The 15619-nt window shown below is 54.1% G+C and carries 14 protein-coding genes and 2 pseudogenes; all 16 read left to right on the plus strand.

Going from position 1 to position 15619, the window contains the following annotated elements:
• Positions 1-49: 49 nt before the first annotated feature.
• Positions 50-1705 (plus strand): annotated as a pseudogene (locus tag ECL_RS08390) (ClpP-like prohead protease/major capsid protein fusion protein); the annotation flags it as partial.
• Positions 1706-1787: 82 nt separating this feature from the next.
• Positions 1788-2114: a DUF2190 family protein gene (locus ECL_RS08395; RefSeq protein ID WP_013096334.1), complete on the plus strand. Its 327-nt coding sequence runs from the start codon at positions 1788-1790 to the stop codon at positions 2112-2114.
• A complete protein-coding gene (locus tag ECL_RS08400; protein WP_044067056.1) occupies positions 2107-2382 on the plus strand; it encodes a DNA breaking-rejoining protein in 276 nt (91 codons plus the stop codon). The genes ECL_RS08395 and ECL_RS08400 overlap by 8 nt, the downstream gene beginning before the upstream one ends.
• A gap of 8 nt (positions 2383-2390) precedes the next feature.
• The gene (locus ECL_RS08405; protein ID WP_013096336.1) at positions 2391-2945 is read left to right on the plus strand and encodes a phage tail protein; all 555 of its coding nucleotides are present in this window, start codon (positions 2391-2393) and stop codon (positions 2943-2945) included.
• Positions 2942-3340: a phage tail terminator protein gene (gpU, locus tag ECL_RS08410; protein ID WP_013096337.1), complete on the plus strand. Its 399-nt coding sequence runs from the start codon at positions 2942-2944 to the stop codon at positions 3338-3340. The genes ECL_RS08405 and gpU overlap by 4 nt, the downstream gene beginning before the upstream one ends.
• Positions 3341-3347: 7 nt before the next feature.
• Positions 3348-4085: a phage tail protein gene (locus tag ECL_RS08415; protein ID WP_013096338.1), complete on the plus strand. Its 738-nt coding sequence runs from the start codon at positions 3348-3350 to the stop codon at positions 4083-4085.
• A 38-nt stretch (positions 4086-4123) separates the two neighbouring features.
• Positions 4124-4546, plus strand: a complete 423-nt coding sequence (gene gpG / locus ECL_RS08420; protein WP_013096339.1) for a phage tail assembly chaperone G — start codon at positions 4124-4126, stop codon at positions 4544-4546.
• 8 nt (positions 4547-4554) lie between these two features.
• Positions 4555-4869: pseudogene (locus ECL_RS08425) on the plus strand (phage tail assembly protein T); the annotation flags it as partial.
• Positions 4853-7369: a phage tail tape measure protein gene (locus tag ECL_RS08430; RefSeq protein ID WP_013096341.1), complete on the plus strand. Its 2517-nt coding sequence runs from the start codon at positions 4853-4855 to the stop codon at positions 7367-7369. The pseudogene ECL_RS08425 and the gene ECL_RS08430, both read left to right, overlap by 17 nt.
• A gap of 5 nt (positions 7370-7374) precedes the next feature.
• Positions 7375-7722: a phage tail protein gene (locus ECL_RS08435; protein ID WP_013096342.1), complete on the plus strand. Its 348-nt coding sequence runs from the start codon at positions 7375-7377 to the stop codon at positions 7720-7722.
• Positions 7719-8474, plus strand: a complete 756-nt coding sequence (locus ECL_RS08440) for a phage minor tail protein L (protein ID WP_000055651.1) — start codon at positions 7719-7721, stop codon at positions 8472-8474. The genes ECL_RS08435 and ECL_RS08440 overlap by 4 nt, the downstream gene beginning before the upstream one ends.
• A 1-nt stretch (position 8475) precedes the next feature.
• Positions 8476-9207: a C40 family peptidase gene (locus tag ECL_RS08445; protein ID WP_013096343.1), complete on the plus strand. Its 732-nt coding sequence runs from the start codon at positions 8476-8478 to the stop codon at positions 9205-9207.
• Positions 9195-9782 carry a tail assembly protein gene (locus ECL_RS08450; RefSeq protein WP_044158363.1) on the plus strand — a complete coding sequence of 196 codons (588 nt, stop codon included), beginning with the start codon at positions 9195-9197 and terminating at the stop codon, positions 9780-9782. Before ECL_RS08445 ends, ECL_RS08450 begins: the two co-directional genes overlap by 13 nt.
• 53 nt (positions 9783-9835) lie before the next feature.
• The gene (locus ECL_RS08455) at positions 9836-13663 is read left to right on the plus strand and encodes a TipJ family phage tail tip protein (RefSeq protein ID WP_013096345.1); all 3828 of its coding nucleotides are present in this window, start codon (positions 9836-9838) and stop codon (positions 13661-13663) included.
• A gap of 1 nt (position 13664) precedes the next feature.
• On the plus strand, positions 13665-14630 hold the full coding sequence (locus ECL_RS08460) for a DUF6453 family protein (RefSeq protein ID WP_013096346.1): 966 nt from the start codon (positions 13665-13667) through the stop codon (positions 14628-14630).
• 60 nt (positions 14631-14690) lie between these two features.
• Positions 14691-15611, plus strand: coding sequence for a hypothetical protein (locus tag ECL_RS27690; protein WP_013096347.1), 921 nt, complete (start codon positions 14691-14693; stop codon positions 15609-15611).
• Positions 15612-15619: the final 8 nt, after the last annotated feature.

Here is a 15619-nt window from a genome sequence, read left to right on the forward strand (position 1 = left end):
TGTAAACTAAAAGGTCATTAAGTTCAGAGAGTTATTTTCATAGCATTGCATAATGATCCATAAGCCATGGGGGTTTGCTGGTGGTGATGCGACCGATATGCGCGACTATGCGGATCTTCTCGACAAGGTTGAATCCGTTCTTATCCCGGCTTACGCGCAAAAAACCGGAAAATCCACCGAAGAAATTGCGGCAATGCTGGAAGACGAAACCTGGATGAGCGGCAGCGAGTGCCTTGAACTGGGTTTTGCCGACCAGGTGACTCCATCCCTGCAGGCTATGGCCTGTATCCATTCAAAACGTATTGAGGAATTTGAAAAAATGCCAAAAAGCATTCGCAACATGCTCACCCCGCCGCGCAATACTACCCAGCGTGACCCGGTTATTACCCAGCCTCAGGCACCGCAGGCAAAAACTGACCCGGCGCCGGATGAAAATGCGATCCGCGCGCAGGTGATGGCTGAGCAGAAAGCCCGTGTTAACGCCATCGGTGATCTCTTTGCCATGTTCGGTAATAAACACATGGAACTGCAAAATCAGTGCGTGGCCGACCCTGATTGTTCCGTTGATAAGGCGAAAGATTTGCTGCTGGCAGAGCTCGGTAAAACGGCCACGCCATCCAACAAAACCACACAACAGCATATTTATGCGGGCAACGGTAATTTCGTTGCGGATGGTATTCGCCAGGCGCTGATGGCGCGTGCCGGTTTTGAAGGCCAGGAGCGGGATAACGTTTATAACGGTATGACGCTGCGCGAGTATGCGCGCATGGCCCTGACAGAAAAAGGTATCGGTGTATCCAGCTACAATCCGATGCAAATGGTTGGCCTGGCGCTGACGCACAGCACCTCTGACTTTGGCAATATTCTGCTGGATGTGGCGAACAAAGCGCTGCTTCAGGGCTGGGAAGAATCCCAGGAAACCTTCGAACTGTGGACCAAAAAAGGCCAGCTGTCAGACTTCAAAACGGCGCATCGTGTCGGTATGGGTGGTTTCCCTTCTCTGAGACAGGTTCGCGAGGGGGCGGAGTACAAGTACGTCACTACCAGTGATAAAGGCGAAACCATCGCGCTTGCCACTTATGGTGAAATTTTCTCTGTTACCCGCCAGGCGATCATTAACGACGATCTGAACCAGCTCACCGACGTGCCGATGAAGATGGGGCGCGCGGCGAAAGCAACGATTGGCGATCTGGTTTATGCCATCCTGACCAAAAACCCGAAGCTCTCCGACGGCAAACCGCTGTTCCATGCCGATCACAAGAACCTGAGCGCGGGCGCAATTTCTGTGGCCAGCCTGGACGAAGCGCGCAAGCTGATGCGCCTGCAAAAGGAAGGTGAGCGTACCCTGAATATCCGCCCAGCCTACATGCTGGTGCCTGTAGCTCTGGAAACCCTGGCGAATCAGACTATCAAGTCGGCCAGTGTTAAAGGTGCTGATATTAATGCCGGCATCGTTAACCCGATCCAAAACTTTGCAGAGGTCATCGCTGAACCGCGTCTGGATGAAGCGGATGCGAAAGCCTGGTATCTGGCCGCCGCGAAGGGCACCGACACCATCGAGGTCGCTTATCTCAACGGTGTCGATACGCCTTACATCGATCAGCAGGAAGGCTTCACCACTGATGGTATCGCCACGAAAGTGCGTATTGATGCCGGTGTGGCGGCGCTGGACCATCGCGGCATGACCAAATCCACTGGTCAGTAAAAAACAGTCCTGACAAACAGATGCCCGTAAGGGCTTTTTTTATACCTGAAACCAGCCCCACATGGGGCTGAATGGAGAAGTTATGGCTAAGAACTATGCGCAGGACGGGAAAACGATCCCGCTGGTAAACAGTGGTGCAACCGATATTCAGAGCGGCGACCCGGTTGTTGTTGGAAAACTTATCGCGGTGGCAATTACCGATATCCCGGCTGGCGATACCGGGGACGGTTTTACTGAGGGTGTTTTCCTCTTGCCAAAAGTATCCGCAGATGCGGTTACTGCCGGGGCGCAGGTGTATCTGAAGGACGGCAAAATCCAGACCGATGAAACGGATGCCGTTGCCGCAGGCATCGCCTGGGAAGATGCACCGGCAAACACCACCGTTGTTGAAGTAAAGATTAATGTCTAATCCCTTTGATCGGATGGCGGCTCGCATGGACGCGGCCACCATAAAAAAGATGGGGAAAACGGCTCTGATTAACGGAATCACATACGACGTTATCTCTGCTGAGTTGCTTGAAGAGATGGGGCCGTTATCAGGGAATTTACGGTCTCTGGTGGTATTCAGTGGAGAATATACCCCGCGGCGAAACGATGAAGTGGTTTGGGAAGGCAAAAACTGGACCGTCACACGTCATGAACTGTTTAACGGGAAACCTCGTATCTTCATTGAGTAGGAGGGGCTATGTCGATCAAAGGCCTCGAGCAGGCTATCGCAAACCTCAACAGCATCAGCAAAACGGCCGTACCACGTGCCTCTGCCCAGTCGGTTAACCGTATTGCCGGGCAGGCCATCAACCGAAGCGTTTCTGTCGTTTCAAAATCGACGCGTGTACCTCGAAAACTGGTTAAGCAACGTGCCCGGTTACGGCGGGCTACCGTCAGTAAACCACGCGCACTTATTCGGGTGAACCGGGGAAATCTCCCCGCCATAAAACTCGGTCCCGCCAGTGTTCGTCTGTCCCGCAGAAAACGGGATAAGTCGGGTGCAAACAGTGTGCTCAGAATAGGCCCGTTTCGTTTTCCAGGCGCTTTTATCCAGCAACTGGCAAATGGTCGATGGCATGTGCTGCGACGCACCACCAAGAACCGCTACCCCATTGAAGTGGTCAGCATTCCACTGGCTGTTCCCCTTACAGAGGCCTTCCGTGCGGAGCTACCCCGGCTGATGGACGAAAACATGCCAGCAGTTATGCGCCAGAACCTGCAAAACCAACTGAGGTTGATACTCAAACGATGAAACACCCGCAGATACGGGCCGCCGTTCTGACGGCCCTGAAACGCAGTATTACAGAGCAAATAACCTGGTTCGACGGCCGTCCGGGATTTCTGGAAGAAGAAGATTTGCCTGCTGTAGCCGTCTATCTGACAGACGCGAGAGCTTCAGAAGATAGCGTGGATGAAGATATGTGGACTGCACTGCTGCATATCGAGGTCTTTTTGAAGGCAAAAGAGACCGATTCAGCTCTGGATGCCTGGATGGAAGAAAAAGTGTACCCCGCTCTGGCTGATATCCCAGAATTGCTGCCCCTAATCGAACTGATGAATGCAAATGGCTATGACTATCAGCGAGATGAGGAAGTGATGATGTGGGGGTCAGCCGATCTCAGTTATTCAATCAGCTATGTAATGTGAGGATCCTATGGCCACACCAAACCCGCTGGCGCCAACAAAAGGTGCCGGTACCACTCTCTGGGTTTACACCGGAACCGGTGACCCCTATGCCAATCCGCTTTCAGACGTTGACTGGTTGCGCCTCGCAAAGATTAAAGACCTGCAGCCCGGTGAACTGACGGCTGAATCTGAAGATGACACCTACATCGATGATGAGAATGCCGACTGGACATCAACGATGCAGGGGCAGAAATCAGCCGGTGAAACCAACCTGACACTCGCGTGGATGCCGGGAGACTCCGGGCAGCAGGACCTGGTGAACTGGTTCGATGAGGGCACCGTGAGGGGATATAAAATCAAATATCCGAATGGGGTTGTCGATGTGTTTAAGGGCTGGGTGAGCAGCCTCGGTAAAACCATTACGTCCAAAGAGGTCATGACCCGCACGGCCAAAATCACAAACAACGGCAAACCATCGCTGGCAGAGGACAGCGGTACCGCGCCGATTGCTGTCACGGGGATCAGTCTGGATAAATCCACTGCAGCTGTAGCGGTCGCAGCCACAACGCAACTGGTGGTTTCAGTCCTTCCGGCCAGTGCGTCAGATAAATCCTTCCGCGTAGCCAGCTCTGATCCTTCAAAAGCAACGGTCACCGTTAACGGCAATACCCTGACTGTCACCGGCGTGGCGGCGGGCACCGTAGAAATCATCGTTATGAGCAATGACGGTAACTTTGTGGCGATCTGCAAAGTCACTGTTTCCTGATAACCGGGGCGTGAGCCCCGTTCCGACCCGGAGTAAATATGTTTCTAAAGAGCGAACTGCTGGAAAGTAACGGCAGCAGCGTCACATTGTTCCAGCTTTCGGCGCTTCAGCGTATTGAATACCTCGAATACCTGAAGCAGCTGGAGGCAGTTGAAGCCGGCGATTTCCAGGCGGCCATCACCCTCACCGTAAAAAGTGGGGCGTTCCTCGTGGCGATGTCGCTCTGGCACGGCCACGAACTGAAAGGCTCCCAGGGAGAAAATGCGGCGGCGGAAGTGGCAAAGATTCAGGATGAGGTCATGCAGTCATGGCCGACCGAACTGGTTGCCGAAGCGGAATATAAGGTGAAGCTCCTGTCCGGGATGATTGCGCCGGTAACTGATGACCAGGCAGCGTCCGCCGAAGAAGGTTATAAACCCGCTGAACCCGTTACTGCGGAAAAGCCCTCGCCAGTGAGCTGAAATTTGCCATGAAACTGGCGCGTGAGTTCGGTCGCCCGAACTGGCGTGCCATGCTTGCTGGCATGTCCTCAACGGAGTACGGCGACTGGAAAATCTTCTATCAGGACAATTACTTTCATGATGCGCAGCTGGACGCACACTTCTCCGGCTTGCTCTACACCATCTCAACCCTGTTTTTTGCCGATCCGGAGTTAACCCCGGACAGTTTCAGCATTCTTAATACTGCACCGGAACCCATCGACATTGATGAACCGGATGACAATACGCTGATGGCGAAGGCTGCAGGTATTTCAGGAGGCGTGCGCTATGGCCCAGACGGCAGTAGGTGATCTGGTCGTTAACCTTGACGTTAACTCGTCGAAATTCAGCGAGCAGCTCAACTACGTCAAAAAAGAATTAAAACAGACCGGCAGTGCAGCAAACGACGAAGCGTTACGTATCCAGCAGTCCTTCAGCCGCCAGGAGAACGCCGCGCGCAAAGCGGGTATTTCTGTGGGTCAGTATAACGCCGCAATGCGTATGCTCCCGGCACAGTTTACCGATGTAGCCACGCAGCTGGCGGGTGGGCAGAACCCCTGGCTGATTCTGCTTCAGCAGGGCGGTCAGGTTAAGGACTCCTTTGGCGGGATCATTCCGACATTCCGGGCGTTGCTGGGGACGATTTCCCCGTTGATGGTCGGCATTGGTGCATTGTCCGTTGCAACGGGCGCGTTGTTCTATGCCTGGTACCAGGGCTCTTCCACCCTGTCTGATTTCAACAAAACGCTGGTACTGTCGGGGAACACAGCCGGACTGACCGCTGACCGCATGCTGGCACTGGCGCGTAACGGACAGGCAGCGGGGCTGACCTTCAACCAGACCAGTGAAGCGCTGACCGAGCTTATCAACGCGGGTGTGCGTGCTGGCTCGCGCTTTGATGACATGAGCCAGGCGGTGGCGCGGTTTACCGATGCCTCCGGCGTGCCGGTGGAAAAGGTCGCAGCAGCCTATGGCAAGCTCGCAACTGACCCGACATCGGGCCTGATCGCGATGGCCCAGCAGTTCCATAACGTTACTGCTGAACAGATTGCCCATGTGGCGCAGCTGCAGCGTGCCGGTGATGAGGCTGGCGCACTGCAGGCGGCTAACGAGGCTGCTACAGCCGGATTCAACGATCAGACCAAAGCCATCCGCGACAATATGGGGACGATTGAATCTTCAGCGGACTCCCTGAAGCGCGCCTTCAAGTCGATGTGGGATGCAGCCCTCGATATTGGCCGACCTGACACCGCGCAGGAGATGGTGGCAAAAGCCGAAGCCGCGTTCAAAAAAGCCGATGAAATCTGGAACCTGCGTAAAGGTGACCGATATGTCAATGATGAGGCCCGCGCCCGATTCTGGAATGATCGCGAAACGGCCAGGCTGGCGCTGGACATGGCTCAGCAGCAGGCGGGAATTGCCAGGGCGAATGAAGAGAATGCTTCGCGCGAAGCGGCTGCGGAATCGGATCGCCAGAAGTATGCTGCGCAGGCTCAGGCAAACTATGCCAAAACGCAGACGGCACTGGAGAAATACACGGCCAGGCAGAGCGAGCTCAACAAGGCGCTGAAAGAGGGGCGAATCCTCCAGGCTGACTACAACATCAACCTGGCTGCCGCGAAAAAAGAGTACGAAGACACCCTTAAAAAGCCGAAGAAGACCCCGGCAATCAGAACCCCCGCAGGTGCCCGTGCAACCGATACGGCCAGCGCCCAGACGCTGGAGCTGCAGGCACAGTTGCGCACCCTGCAGGAGCATAAGGGGATAAATGACACCATCAGTCAGCAGCGTCAGGAGCTGTGGCGTCAACAGTCCCGGTTTACAGTTCTGGAAGAGGCCGCGAAGACCCGGACGCTTTCTGCTGAGGAAAAATCCCTGCTGGCCAGTAAAAGCGAGGTGCTTTCCCGTGCAGAGCTGAACGCGAAGCTTGGCGATCAGATAGTGGCGCAGGAGCGGCTTAACCGCCTGCAGGATACGTCCCAAAAATACGTCACGCAGATCGGCGAGAAAACCAGGGCCCTAGCGGAAAGTGCTGGAATGAGCAGTCGTGCAGCACAACGCCGCAACGAGGAGGCCCAGCTTCTTCAGGGGTGGAAAAATGGTGGCGGTTCGGAGAACGACGCTGGTTATCAGAATGAGTTGCAGGCGCTGCAGGCGTATTACGCCGAGCAGGATAAGCTGCGGGACGACTGGCAATCCGGGGCCAAATCCGCATGGGCAGATTATGTTGATTCTGCTTCAGATGCTTATGGCCAGATGAAGTCGGCTGCTACCAGTACGTTTGATGGAATCGGGCAAAATATGGCTGACATGCTGACGCGCGGTAAGGCTGACTGGGCTGACTTCACCCGCTCCACGCTCTCCATGCTGACACAGATCCTGCTGAAACAGGCGATGGTAGGCTTAGTGGATTCAGCATCAACCGCGCTGGGATTTGCAGGTGGCGGTTATACCGGTTCAGGCGGGAAATATGAGCCAGCAGGTGTCGTTCACCGTGGTGAGTTTGTTTTCACCAAAGAGGCTACCAGCCGGATCGGCGTCGGCAATCTTTACCGGATGATGAAAGGCTATGCAACGGGAGGGTATGTCGGGGGTGGTGGTACAGGCCCGGCTGCAGCACCTTTCGGTGTCAGTGTATATGCCCCGGTGACGGTCGAGAATGCTTCCGGTAACGCACAGCAGCAAAACGACGGAGACAGGCTGGGTAAGGCGTATCAGCAGGTGATTAACAAATCTGTCAACGAGGGTATCGCCAGGGCAATCCAGCCCGGTGGGCTTATCTGGAATGCGACCAATCGCAGGTAACAGTTATGACGATAGAAACATTCCCCTGGGGCATTAAGGTTTCCAGCCAGCCCACCGAGGGAAGCAAAGACACAGTCAGGAAGGTCCAGTTCGGCGACGGGTACGCACAGGTGAGCGGCTCCGGCCTGAATGATGAGATTCGCACCTATGAATATTCTTTTTCAGGGGATCCAACTACAGCGAATGAAATTCACGCTTTCCTTCGGCGGCATAAAGTGAAGTCGTTTATTTTCACTCCGCCTTTCGGCGATTCCGCGCTGTGGCGTGTCGAGGCTGACACGCTCAAAAAGGTGGTTAAAAACGTAAAAGTGATAACCGTAACCGCAACGTTTGAACAGGCATTTGCACCATGAGTCTTAATGCTGATTATCAAAAACTCGAGCCGGGCAATGAAGTCCGGCTTTTTTCTGTCGATGGCACAGCGTTCGGTATGTCAGATGTACTCCGCTTCCACGCACACAATATCGCACACACCCCGGAAGAGATTGAGGCTGCAGGTGGGGATGAGAATAAACTTCCGGCGAAGTCCATCTGGTGGCAGGGGGAGGAGTATAAAGCCTGGCCGTGTCAGGTTGAGGGTATTGAAGCGACCACGGACGGTACCAGTCCACAGCCAAAACTGAGAGTGGCGAACCTGGACAGTTCGATCTCAGCGCTCTGTCTGGCGTATGACGATCTGCTGCAGGCGAAAGTGAGTATCCACGACACGCTGGCACAGTATCTGGACGCCAGAAATTTTCCGCAGGGCAATCCCACTGCAGACCCGTCACAGGAAAAGCTGAAGGTCTTTTATATCGATGCCAGAAGCACCGAGACGGATGAAGTTGTCGAATTTACGCTTTCCAGTCCGATGGATTTACAGGGCCAGATGATACCCACGCGGCAGTTGCATTCGTTATGCAGCTGGTGCATCCGGAACAAGTACCGGACCGGCGACGGCTGCGACTATGCCGGAACGCGCTATTTCGACAAAAACAATAATCCGGTTGACGATCCCTCGCTGGATGTCTGCAACGGCACGCTGACGGCCTGCAAGCTCCGGCACGGAGACAGCAACGAGCTGCCGTTCGGTGGTTTCCCCGGTACATCTCTTATCAGGAGTTGATATGCGCCAGAAAACCATTGATGCCATCATGGCACACGCTGCAGCGGAATATCCGCGCGAGTGCTGCGGCGTGGTGGCACAGAAAAGCCGGGTTGAGCGCTATTTTCCCTGTCGTAATCTCGCAGCAGAGCCGACTGAACATTTTCACCTGTCCCCCGAAGATTACGCAGCGGCAGAAGACTGGGGGACGGTGGTGGCCATTGTTCACAGCCATCCTGATGCGACGACGCAGGCCAGCGAGCTGGATAAGGCTCAGTGTGATGCAACGCTGCTGCCCTGGCATATTGTGAGCTGGCCAGAGGGGGATTTACGTACCATTCAGCCACGCGGGGAGCAGCCATTGCTGGAGCGTCCGTTCGTGCTTGGCCACTTCGATTGCTGGGGTCTGGTAATGAGCTATTTCCGGCAGACCCACGGTATCGAGCTCCACGATTACCGGGTGGATTATCCCTGGTGGGAAAACGACTACCCGGACAATTTCTATCAGGAGTGCTGGTACGAGTGCGGATTCAGGGAGTTTGATGGCCCGCCTCAGGAAGGGGACCTCGTCATCATGCAGGTGCAGGCCGATAAGTGGAATCATGCCGGGATTTTACTGGAGGGTAACATGCTGCTGCACCATCTTTACGGGCATCTGAGTCAGCGTGTTCCTTATGGCGGATACTGGCAGGAGCGCACGATGAAAATCGTTCGTTATAAAGATGTAATGGCAGGTGAAACATGCAGGAAGTAATGACCCGCATTGAGCTTGGCGGCGTGCTCGGGAAAACATTCGGTAAAATTCACCACCGCCTGATTTCCCGTGTAAGCGAGGCGGGAGTGGCGCTCGCAAAGACTATTCCGGGCTTTGAGCAGTTTATGATTTCCAGCCAGCGCCGTGGGCTCACATACTCCGTATTTAAGGGTAAAAAAAACATCGGTGTGGATGACCTCGGTTTCCCGGTTACCGGCGATGTTATCCGTATTGTCCCGGTAATCATCGGGAGTAAAAAAGCCGGTTTGATTCAAACTATCCTGGGCGCAGTATTAGTGATTGCATCGATCTGGATGCCAGGTCTGAGTATAGCTGCCAGCAATATGATGTTTGCTGCTGGTGCGTCCATAACGCTGGGGGGGGTAGTTCAGATGATATCCCCTCAGGCTACAGGGCTGGCCAGCAAACAGAGCTCAGATAACCGCGCCTCATACGCGTTCGGCGGAGTCACAAATACCGCCGCACAGGGTTACCCGGTTCCGCTCCTGTACGGCCGCCGGAGAATCGGCGGGGCAATTATTTCTGCCGGAATTTATGTCGAAGATCAGCAGTAGTTAACAAACCTTTTTACAAGCCACCTTCGGGTGGCTTTTTTTATGGGCGCGATATGGCTAAAACAATTACCGGACGAAAAGGCGGGAGCTCCAGTTCCCGAACTCCCACCGAACAGCCTGATGATCTGCAATCTGTAGCGAAGGCAAAGATCCTCGTTGCGCTTGGGGAAGGGGAGTTTGCTGGACAGCTCACCGGGAAGGATATCTACCTGGACGGAACGGCGCTGGAGAACGCCGACGGCTCCCAAAACTTCAGCGGCGTGGCGTGGGAATTCCGCCCGGGGACGCAGGCACAAAAATACATTCAGGGCATCCCCGGTACCGAAAACGAAATCAGCGTGGGCACCGCAGTTTCAAGCACCACCGCCTGGACACACACCTTTACCAACACGCAGCTGTCAGCCGTTCGCCTGCGCCTGAAATGGCCATCGCTTTTTAAACAGGAGAACGATGGCGATCTGGTTGGCTATTCAATTAACTACGCCATTGATCTGCAGACTGATGGTGGTACCTGGCAGACGGTACTTAATACCAGCGTAACCGGCAAGACAACTTCCGGCTACGAACGCAGCCATCGCCTCGACTTACCACAGGCAGGCAGCACATGGACGGTGCGCCTGCGTAAGCTCACGGCGGATGCCAACAGCGCGAAAATTGGCGACACAATGACGCTGCAGAGCTACACAGAGGTTATCGACGCCAAACTGCGTTATCCAAATACCGCGCTGCTCTACATCGAATTTGACTCAAGCCAGTTTAACGGCTCTATCCCGCAAATAGCCTGCGAACCGCGAGGCCGTGTAATCCGCGTTCCGGATACGTATGACCCGGAGACCCGCACCTATAGCGGCACATGGACGGGGGTGTTTAAGTGGGCGTGGACGGATAATCCGGCCTGGATTTTTTACGATCTGGTGGTGAGCGACCGCTTTGGGCTGGGCAATCGCCTGACGGCGGCCAATATTGATAAATGGACGCTTTACCAGGTCGCACAATATTGCGATCAGCCGGTTCCCGATGGTAAAGGCGGTAGCGGCACCGAGCCTCGTTATACCTGCAACGTGTACGTGCAGGAGAGGAATGACGCCTATACCGTGTTACGTGATTTTGCGGCGATATTCCGGGGCATGACGTACTGGGGTGGCGATCAAATCGTTGCGCTTGCGGATATGCCCCGCGATGTGGATTACAGCTACACGCGTGCAAACGTGGTTAATGGCCGCTTTACCTATTCGGGCAGCACCACCAAAACCCGATATACCACGGCACTGGTTTCCTGGTCCGATCCGGGTAATGCCTACGCGGATGCGATGGAGCCTGTATTTGAGCAGGATCTCGTTGCTCGCTTTGGCACAAATCAGCTCGAAATGACAGCCATTGGTTGTACCCGGCAGTCAGAGGCAAACCGCAAAGGGCGCTGGGGTATCCTGACCAATAACAAGGATCGCATCGTGTCGTTCGATGTTGGTCTTGACGGCAAGATCCCACAGCCTGGTTATATCATCGCGGTTGCCGATGAGCTGCTTTCCGGAAAAGTGATGGGAGGGCGCATCAGCGCGGTTAACGGTCGCGTTATCACGCTTGATCGTGATTCGGCAGCCGCTCCCGGAAGCCGTCTGATGGTTAACCTTCCGTCCGGCGCATCGCAGAGCAGGACGATACAGAGCGTAAACGGCCGGGCCGTCACCGTGACAACGGCATACAGCGAAACACCTGCAGTGGAATCGGTGTGGATTGTCGAGTCCGAAGAGCTTTACGCGCAGCAATATCGCGTTATCAGCGTTACGGATAATAATGACGGAACGTATTCGATTTCTGGCGCTTTGCACGATCCGGATAAATATGCGCGTATCGATACCGGTGCCATTATCGACCAGCGGCCAATAAGTGTTATTCCGCCTGGTAACCAGTCGCCGCCTGACAACATCGTGATCAGCTCGTTTTCCGTGGTGCAGCAAAATATCAGCGTCGAAACGATGCGCGTGAGCTGGGACCAGGCGCAGAACGCTATCGCCTATGAAGCGCAATGGCGCCGCAACGACGGGAACTGGGTTAACGTGCCGCGCAGCTCCACCACATCATTCGACGTCCCGGGGATTTATGCCGGGCGCTACCTGGTACGCGTGCGCGCAATCAATGCCGCAGAAATCTCGTCCGGATGGGGCTATTCAGAAGAGAAAGCGCTGACGGGTAAAGTAGGCAATCCACCGAAGCCGGTTGGCTTCATCGCTTCTGAAAATGTGGTTTTCGGCATCGAGCTGAACTGGGGATTCCCGGCGAATACCGACGACACGCTGAAGACGGAAATTCAGTATAGCCTGACCGGTACCGAGGACGATGCAATGCTGCTGGCCGATGTGCCTTACCCGCAGCGCAAATATCAGCAGATGGGCCTTAAGGCTGGGCAGATTTTCTGGTACCGCGCGCAGCTGGTGGACCGCAGCGGCAACGAATCAGGTTACACAGAATGGGTGCGAGGACAGGCCAGTATCGATGTTTCCGATATCACAGATGTGATCCTGGAGGAGATTAAAGATTCTGAGGTATTTAAGGATCTGATTGAGAGTGCCGTAGAAAGTAGCGAGAAACTGGCCGAACTTTCTGATGCGATTAAGGAGAACGCCGATGGTCTGGCTGCAGCAGTAGGTTCGAATAAGCAGACAGCAGAAGCAATCATTGGCAACGCCCTGGCTATTGCTGATGTTGTTGTGCGCCAGACTGCGCAGCAGGGGGCTAACTCTGCGAAATTCGAACAGCTCCGGGAGGTGATCGCTACTGAGACGGAAGCGCGCGTCACGGATGTTACTCGTCTAGAGGCGAAAACTGCCCAGAATGAAGCGGGTATTACTGATGTTCGCCAGGCGTTAGCAACGGAAACTGAAGCTCGCGCTTCTGCGGTAAGTCAATTGACGGCTGCCACTCAGGCCGCATCTGACAAAGCTGATTCAGCAGCTGCTGTAGGTGCTCAGAATACAGCATCAATCACTGACCTTAGCCAGGTTGTCACGGACCTCGATTCCTCAATGGCATCACGCCTGGAAGAGCTGGGTGCACAAACTGATAAGGCCAGCGGCGGTATTCAGAACAATGCTATCGCGCTAATAACGAGTACGCTCGCGCAGGTTAACCAGCGCAACCTCCTGAGCGTCCAGTATGGAGATAACAAAGCCAGTATCGATCGAGTAGACAATGTGATGGCCGACGCCAGTAAAGCTGTCGCTGAGTCATTGCGCGCTTTGGATTCCAGCACCGGTGGGAACACGGCGAATGTCACTGACTTGTCGAAGACACTTGCTGATTTTACCCAGGCGTCTGCTACGCAAATCAATTCGCTAAAGGTCACGGTTAACGGTCAGTCTGCAGCGATTGTCCAGAACAGCCAGGTATCAGCGGACATCAATAACAACCTGAATGCGATGTACAGCATCAAGGTCGCTGTTGATTCTAATGGTAATCAGTATGCAGCAGGGATGGGGATTGGTGTTCAGAATACGCCATCTGGAATGCAGACGCAGGTTCTCTTCATTGCTGACCGTTTCGCTGTGATGAGTCAGGCTGGCGGCGCAGTTACTCTGCCTTTTGTCATCCAGAATGGGCAGACATTCATCCGCGCCAGCTTCATTCAGGATGGCACCATTGAGAACACTAAGATAGGAAACTACATACAGTCTTCAACATGGGACGGCACCGGAAATGTTGGCTGGCACATCAACAAGTCTGGCTACGCGACGTTCAATAATGTGACCGTTCGTGGCTCGATTTACGCCACAAACGGTAATTTTTCTTTCAATGGCTCCGGCAACACAACGGTGATTAATGGTAATGGCGTAACCATTAATATTCCTGGTGGTGGCCGGATTGTACTGGGGACATGGACATAAGATGCCGACAGGATTATTGATAGAACTTAATGACGGCGGAAAGCGTATGGAGATAACGGCGGGCCTGAGATGCCCGTCTTTTGGTGGCAGCTTTGACACTGGCTACCAGAAAGCAAAGTATGTGGACATCGCTGGTTATGTTTCAGGTGCGCAGGTGCTGTTTATACCGTATGCGACTGCCTATGTTGATGCGGGGCTGTGGCATAAAATGAATTCCATAACCATCTCTGGTGGCAGGGTTACGCAGAATTCGAGAATGCAGGCTCTGGGCATTAGTGAAAGAGATAGCACCTATACGTTTCCCGGTAGTGTCTGGCAGATATTTCCGACAGGTCAGCGAAGCGGGGTGGGCCTGCTTATCAGCGACAGTACTGACTTCACCTCGATAACCAATGCCACGCAGTCAGGGCAGTGTATCTGGAAGGGGACCGTAAGTGTTCCGACCGGAGGATGGGCGGTTCCGACGATAGCAGGATACGACAAGTCGAAGTACGTCGTTTTCGGGCGCTGTAACAGTGGTAACACGATTGACTTCGACGGTAACACGGTCAGGTTCTTCAGCCCTCCGTCCACGAACGATGATGCTCCCGCAACCGGCACGATAGACATCGTTATTTTTGCCAGTGGCGTAGCGCCGCAGCCGGGTACCGGCCTCAATATTTTTAATGCTGCAGGGGCCTGCACCTTTTCAACCACAAAACGACCATTCGTATACCTCAACCAACTCTGGACCCCTTCGACAAGTGCCGTGAGCATCGGTAACGGATATGTTCCGCTGGGTAGGTTTGGGCTAATGGTGCATACGGTAAACGGCATGTATGTATATCGAATGTTCGGAATAAAAATACAGAACGGCAACGCTTCAGTTCAGGGCGGAAAATATCTTGGGCGCGAGCAATATGCCATTTTCGGTAATAACACGGTGACGTCGCTCAGCCTTCCGGTTCTGCCCGATATGTACGTCTGAATACACTGCCTAATTAAATCAACCTCGCTCCGGCGGGGTTTTTTATTACCTGGAGATAATATGATTTATACCACTGGCACTATTGCCATCAGCGGAAACACCCTTACAGGTACCGGCACAAACTTCACTGCAGCTGGCTCACTGATTCGTAACGGCTGTACCGTCATCGCGCTGACCAGCCCAGCGCAGGTTTTCCAGATCACCGCTATCGGCGGCGCAACCTCTCTCACCGTTACGCCAGCTGCTAACCCTGCTATCCCTGCGGGAACCAAATATGCCATTCTTCTGAGCGACAGCCTGAGCGTTGACGGTCTGGCGCAGGACATCGCTGAAACATTCACTATGTACCAGCGTTACATGAGCGGTTTCGCTGATGTGATGAACGGTACTACAGACGTCACTATCACGATTAACGGTGTTCCCGTCACCGTACCGGGGCAGAAATCGCTGGCGAAGAAAGGGGCTAACAGCGATATAACCAGCCTAAGCGGCCTGACTACCGCGCTCAGTATCAGCCAGGGCGGTACAGGTGCAAAGAATGCTGCTGACGCTCGCGCAAACCTCGGTTTGAGAAGTGCTGCTTTGGCCGATGTTTTAGGCACAGTTTCCCAGGCTGGCGGAGTGCCCACCGGAGCAGTGATAGAGAAGGGGGCAAATTCGAATGGTGAGTATGTTCGTTTTGCCGATGGTACTCAAATTTGCCGAATGGCGGTTGCGGCCGCAGATGCAGTAAATAAAAATGTGACAACAGCCGGCTCGCTGGGTGGGTATCGATCCTCACAAAATCCAGTACCATTCCCGGCTAATTTTGCAGCTCCAGCTTACTGTTCTGGTCACATTAACAATAATGGCCACAATGTAAGAATTGAGCTCGTCAGCGGCAACCAGGCATCATGCAATTTTGCTTTTCATGCTGTGAATAGCGGTACTTATTCCGGCGCCGACACCATTTACATTACAGCCATCGGCCGCTGGTTCTGAGGGAATTC

Origin of the sequence: Enterobacter cloacae subsp. cloacae ATCC 13047 (genome assembly GCF_000025565.1) — a bacterium.
GTDB lineage: Bacteria > Pseudomonadota > Gammaproteobacteria > Enterobacterales > Enterobacteriaceae > Enterobacter > Enterobacter cloacae.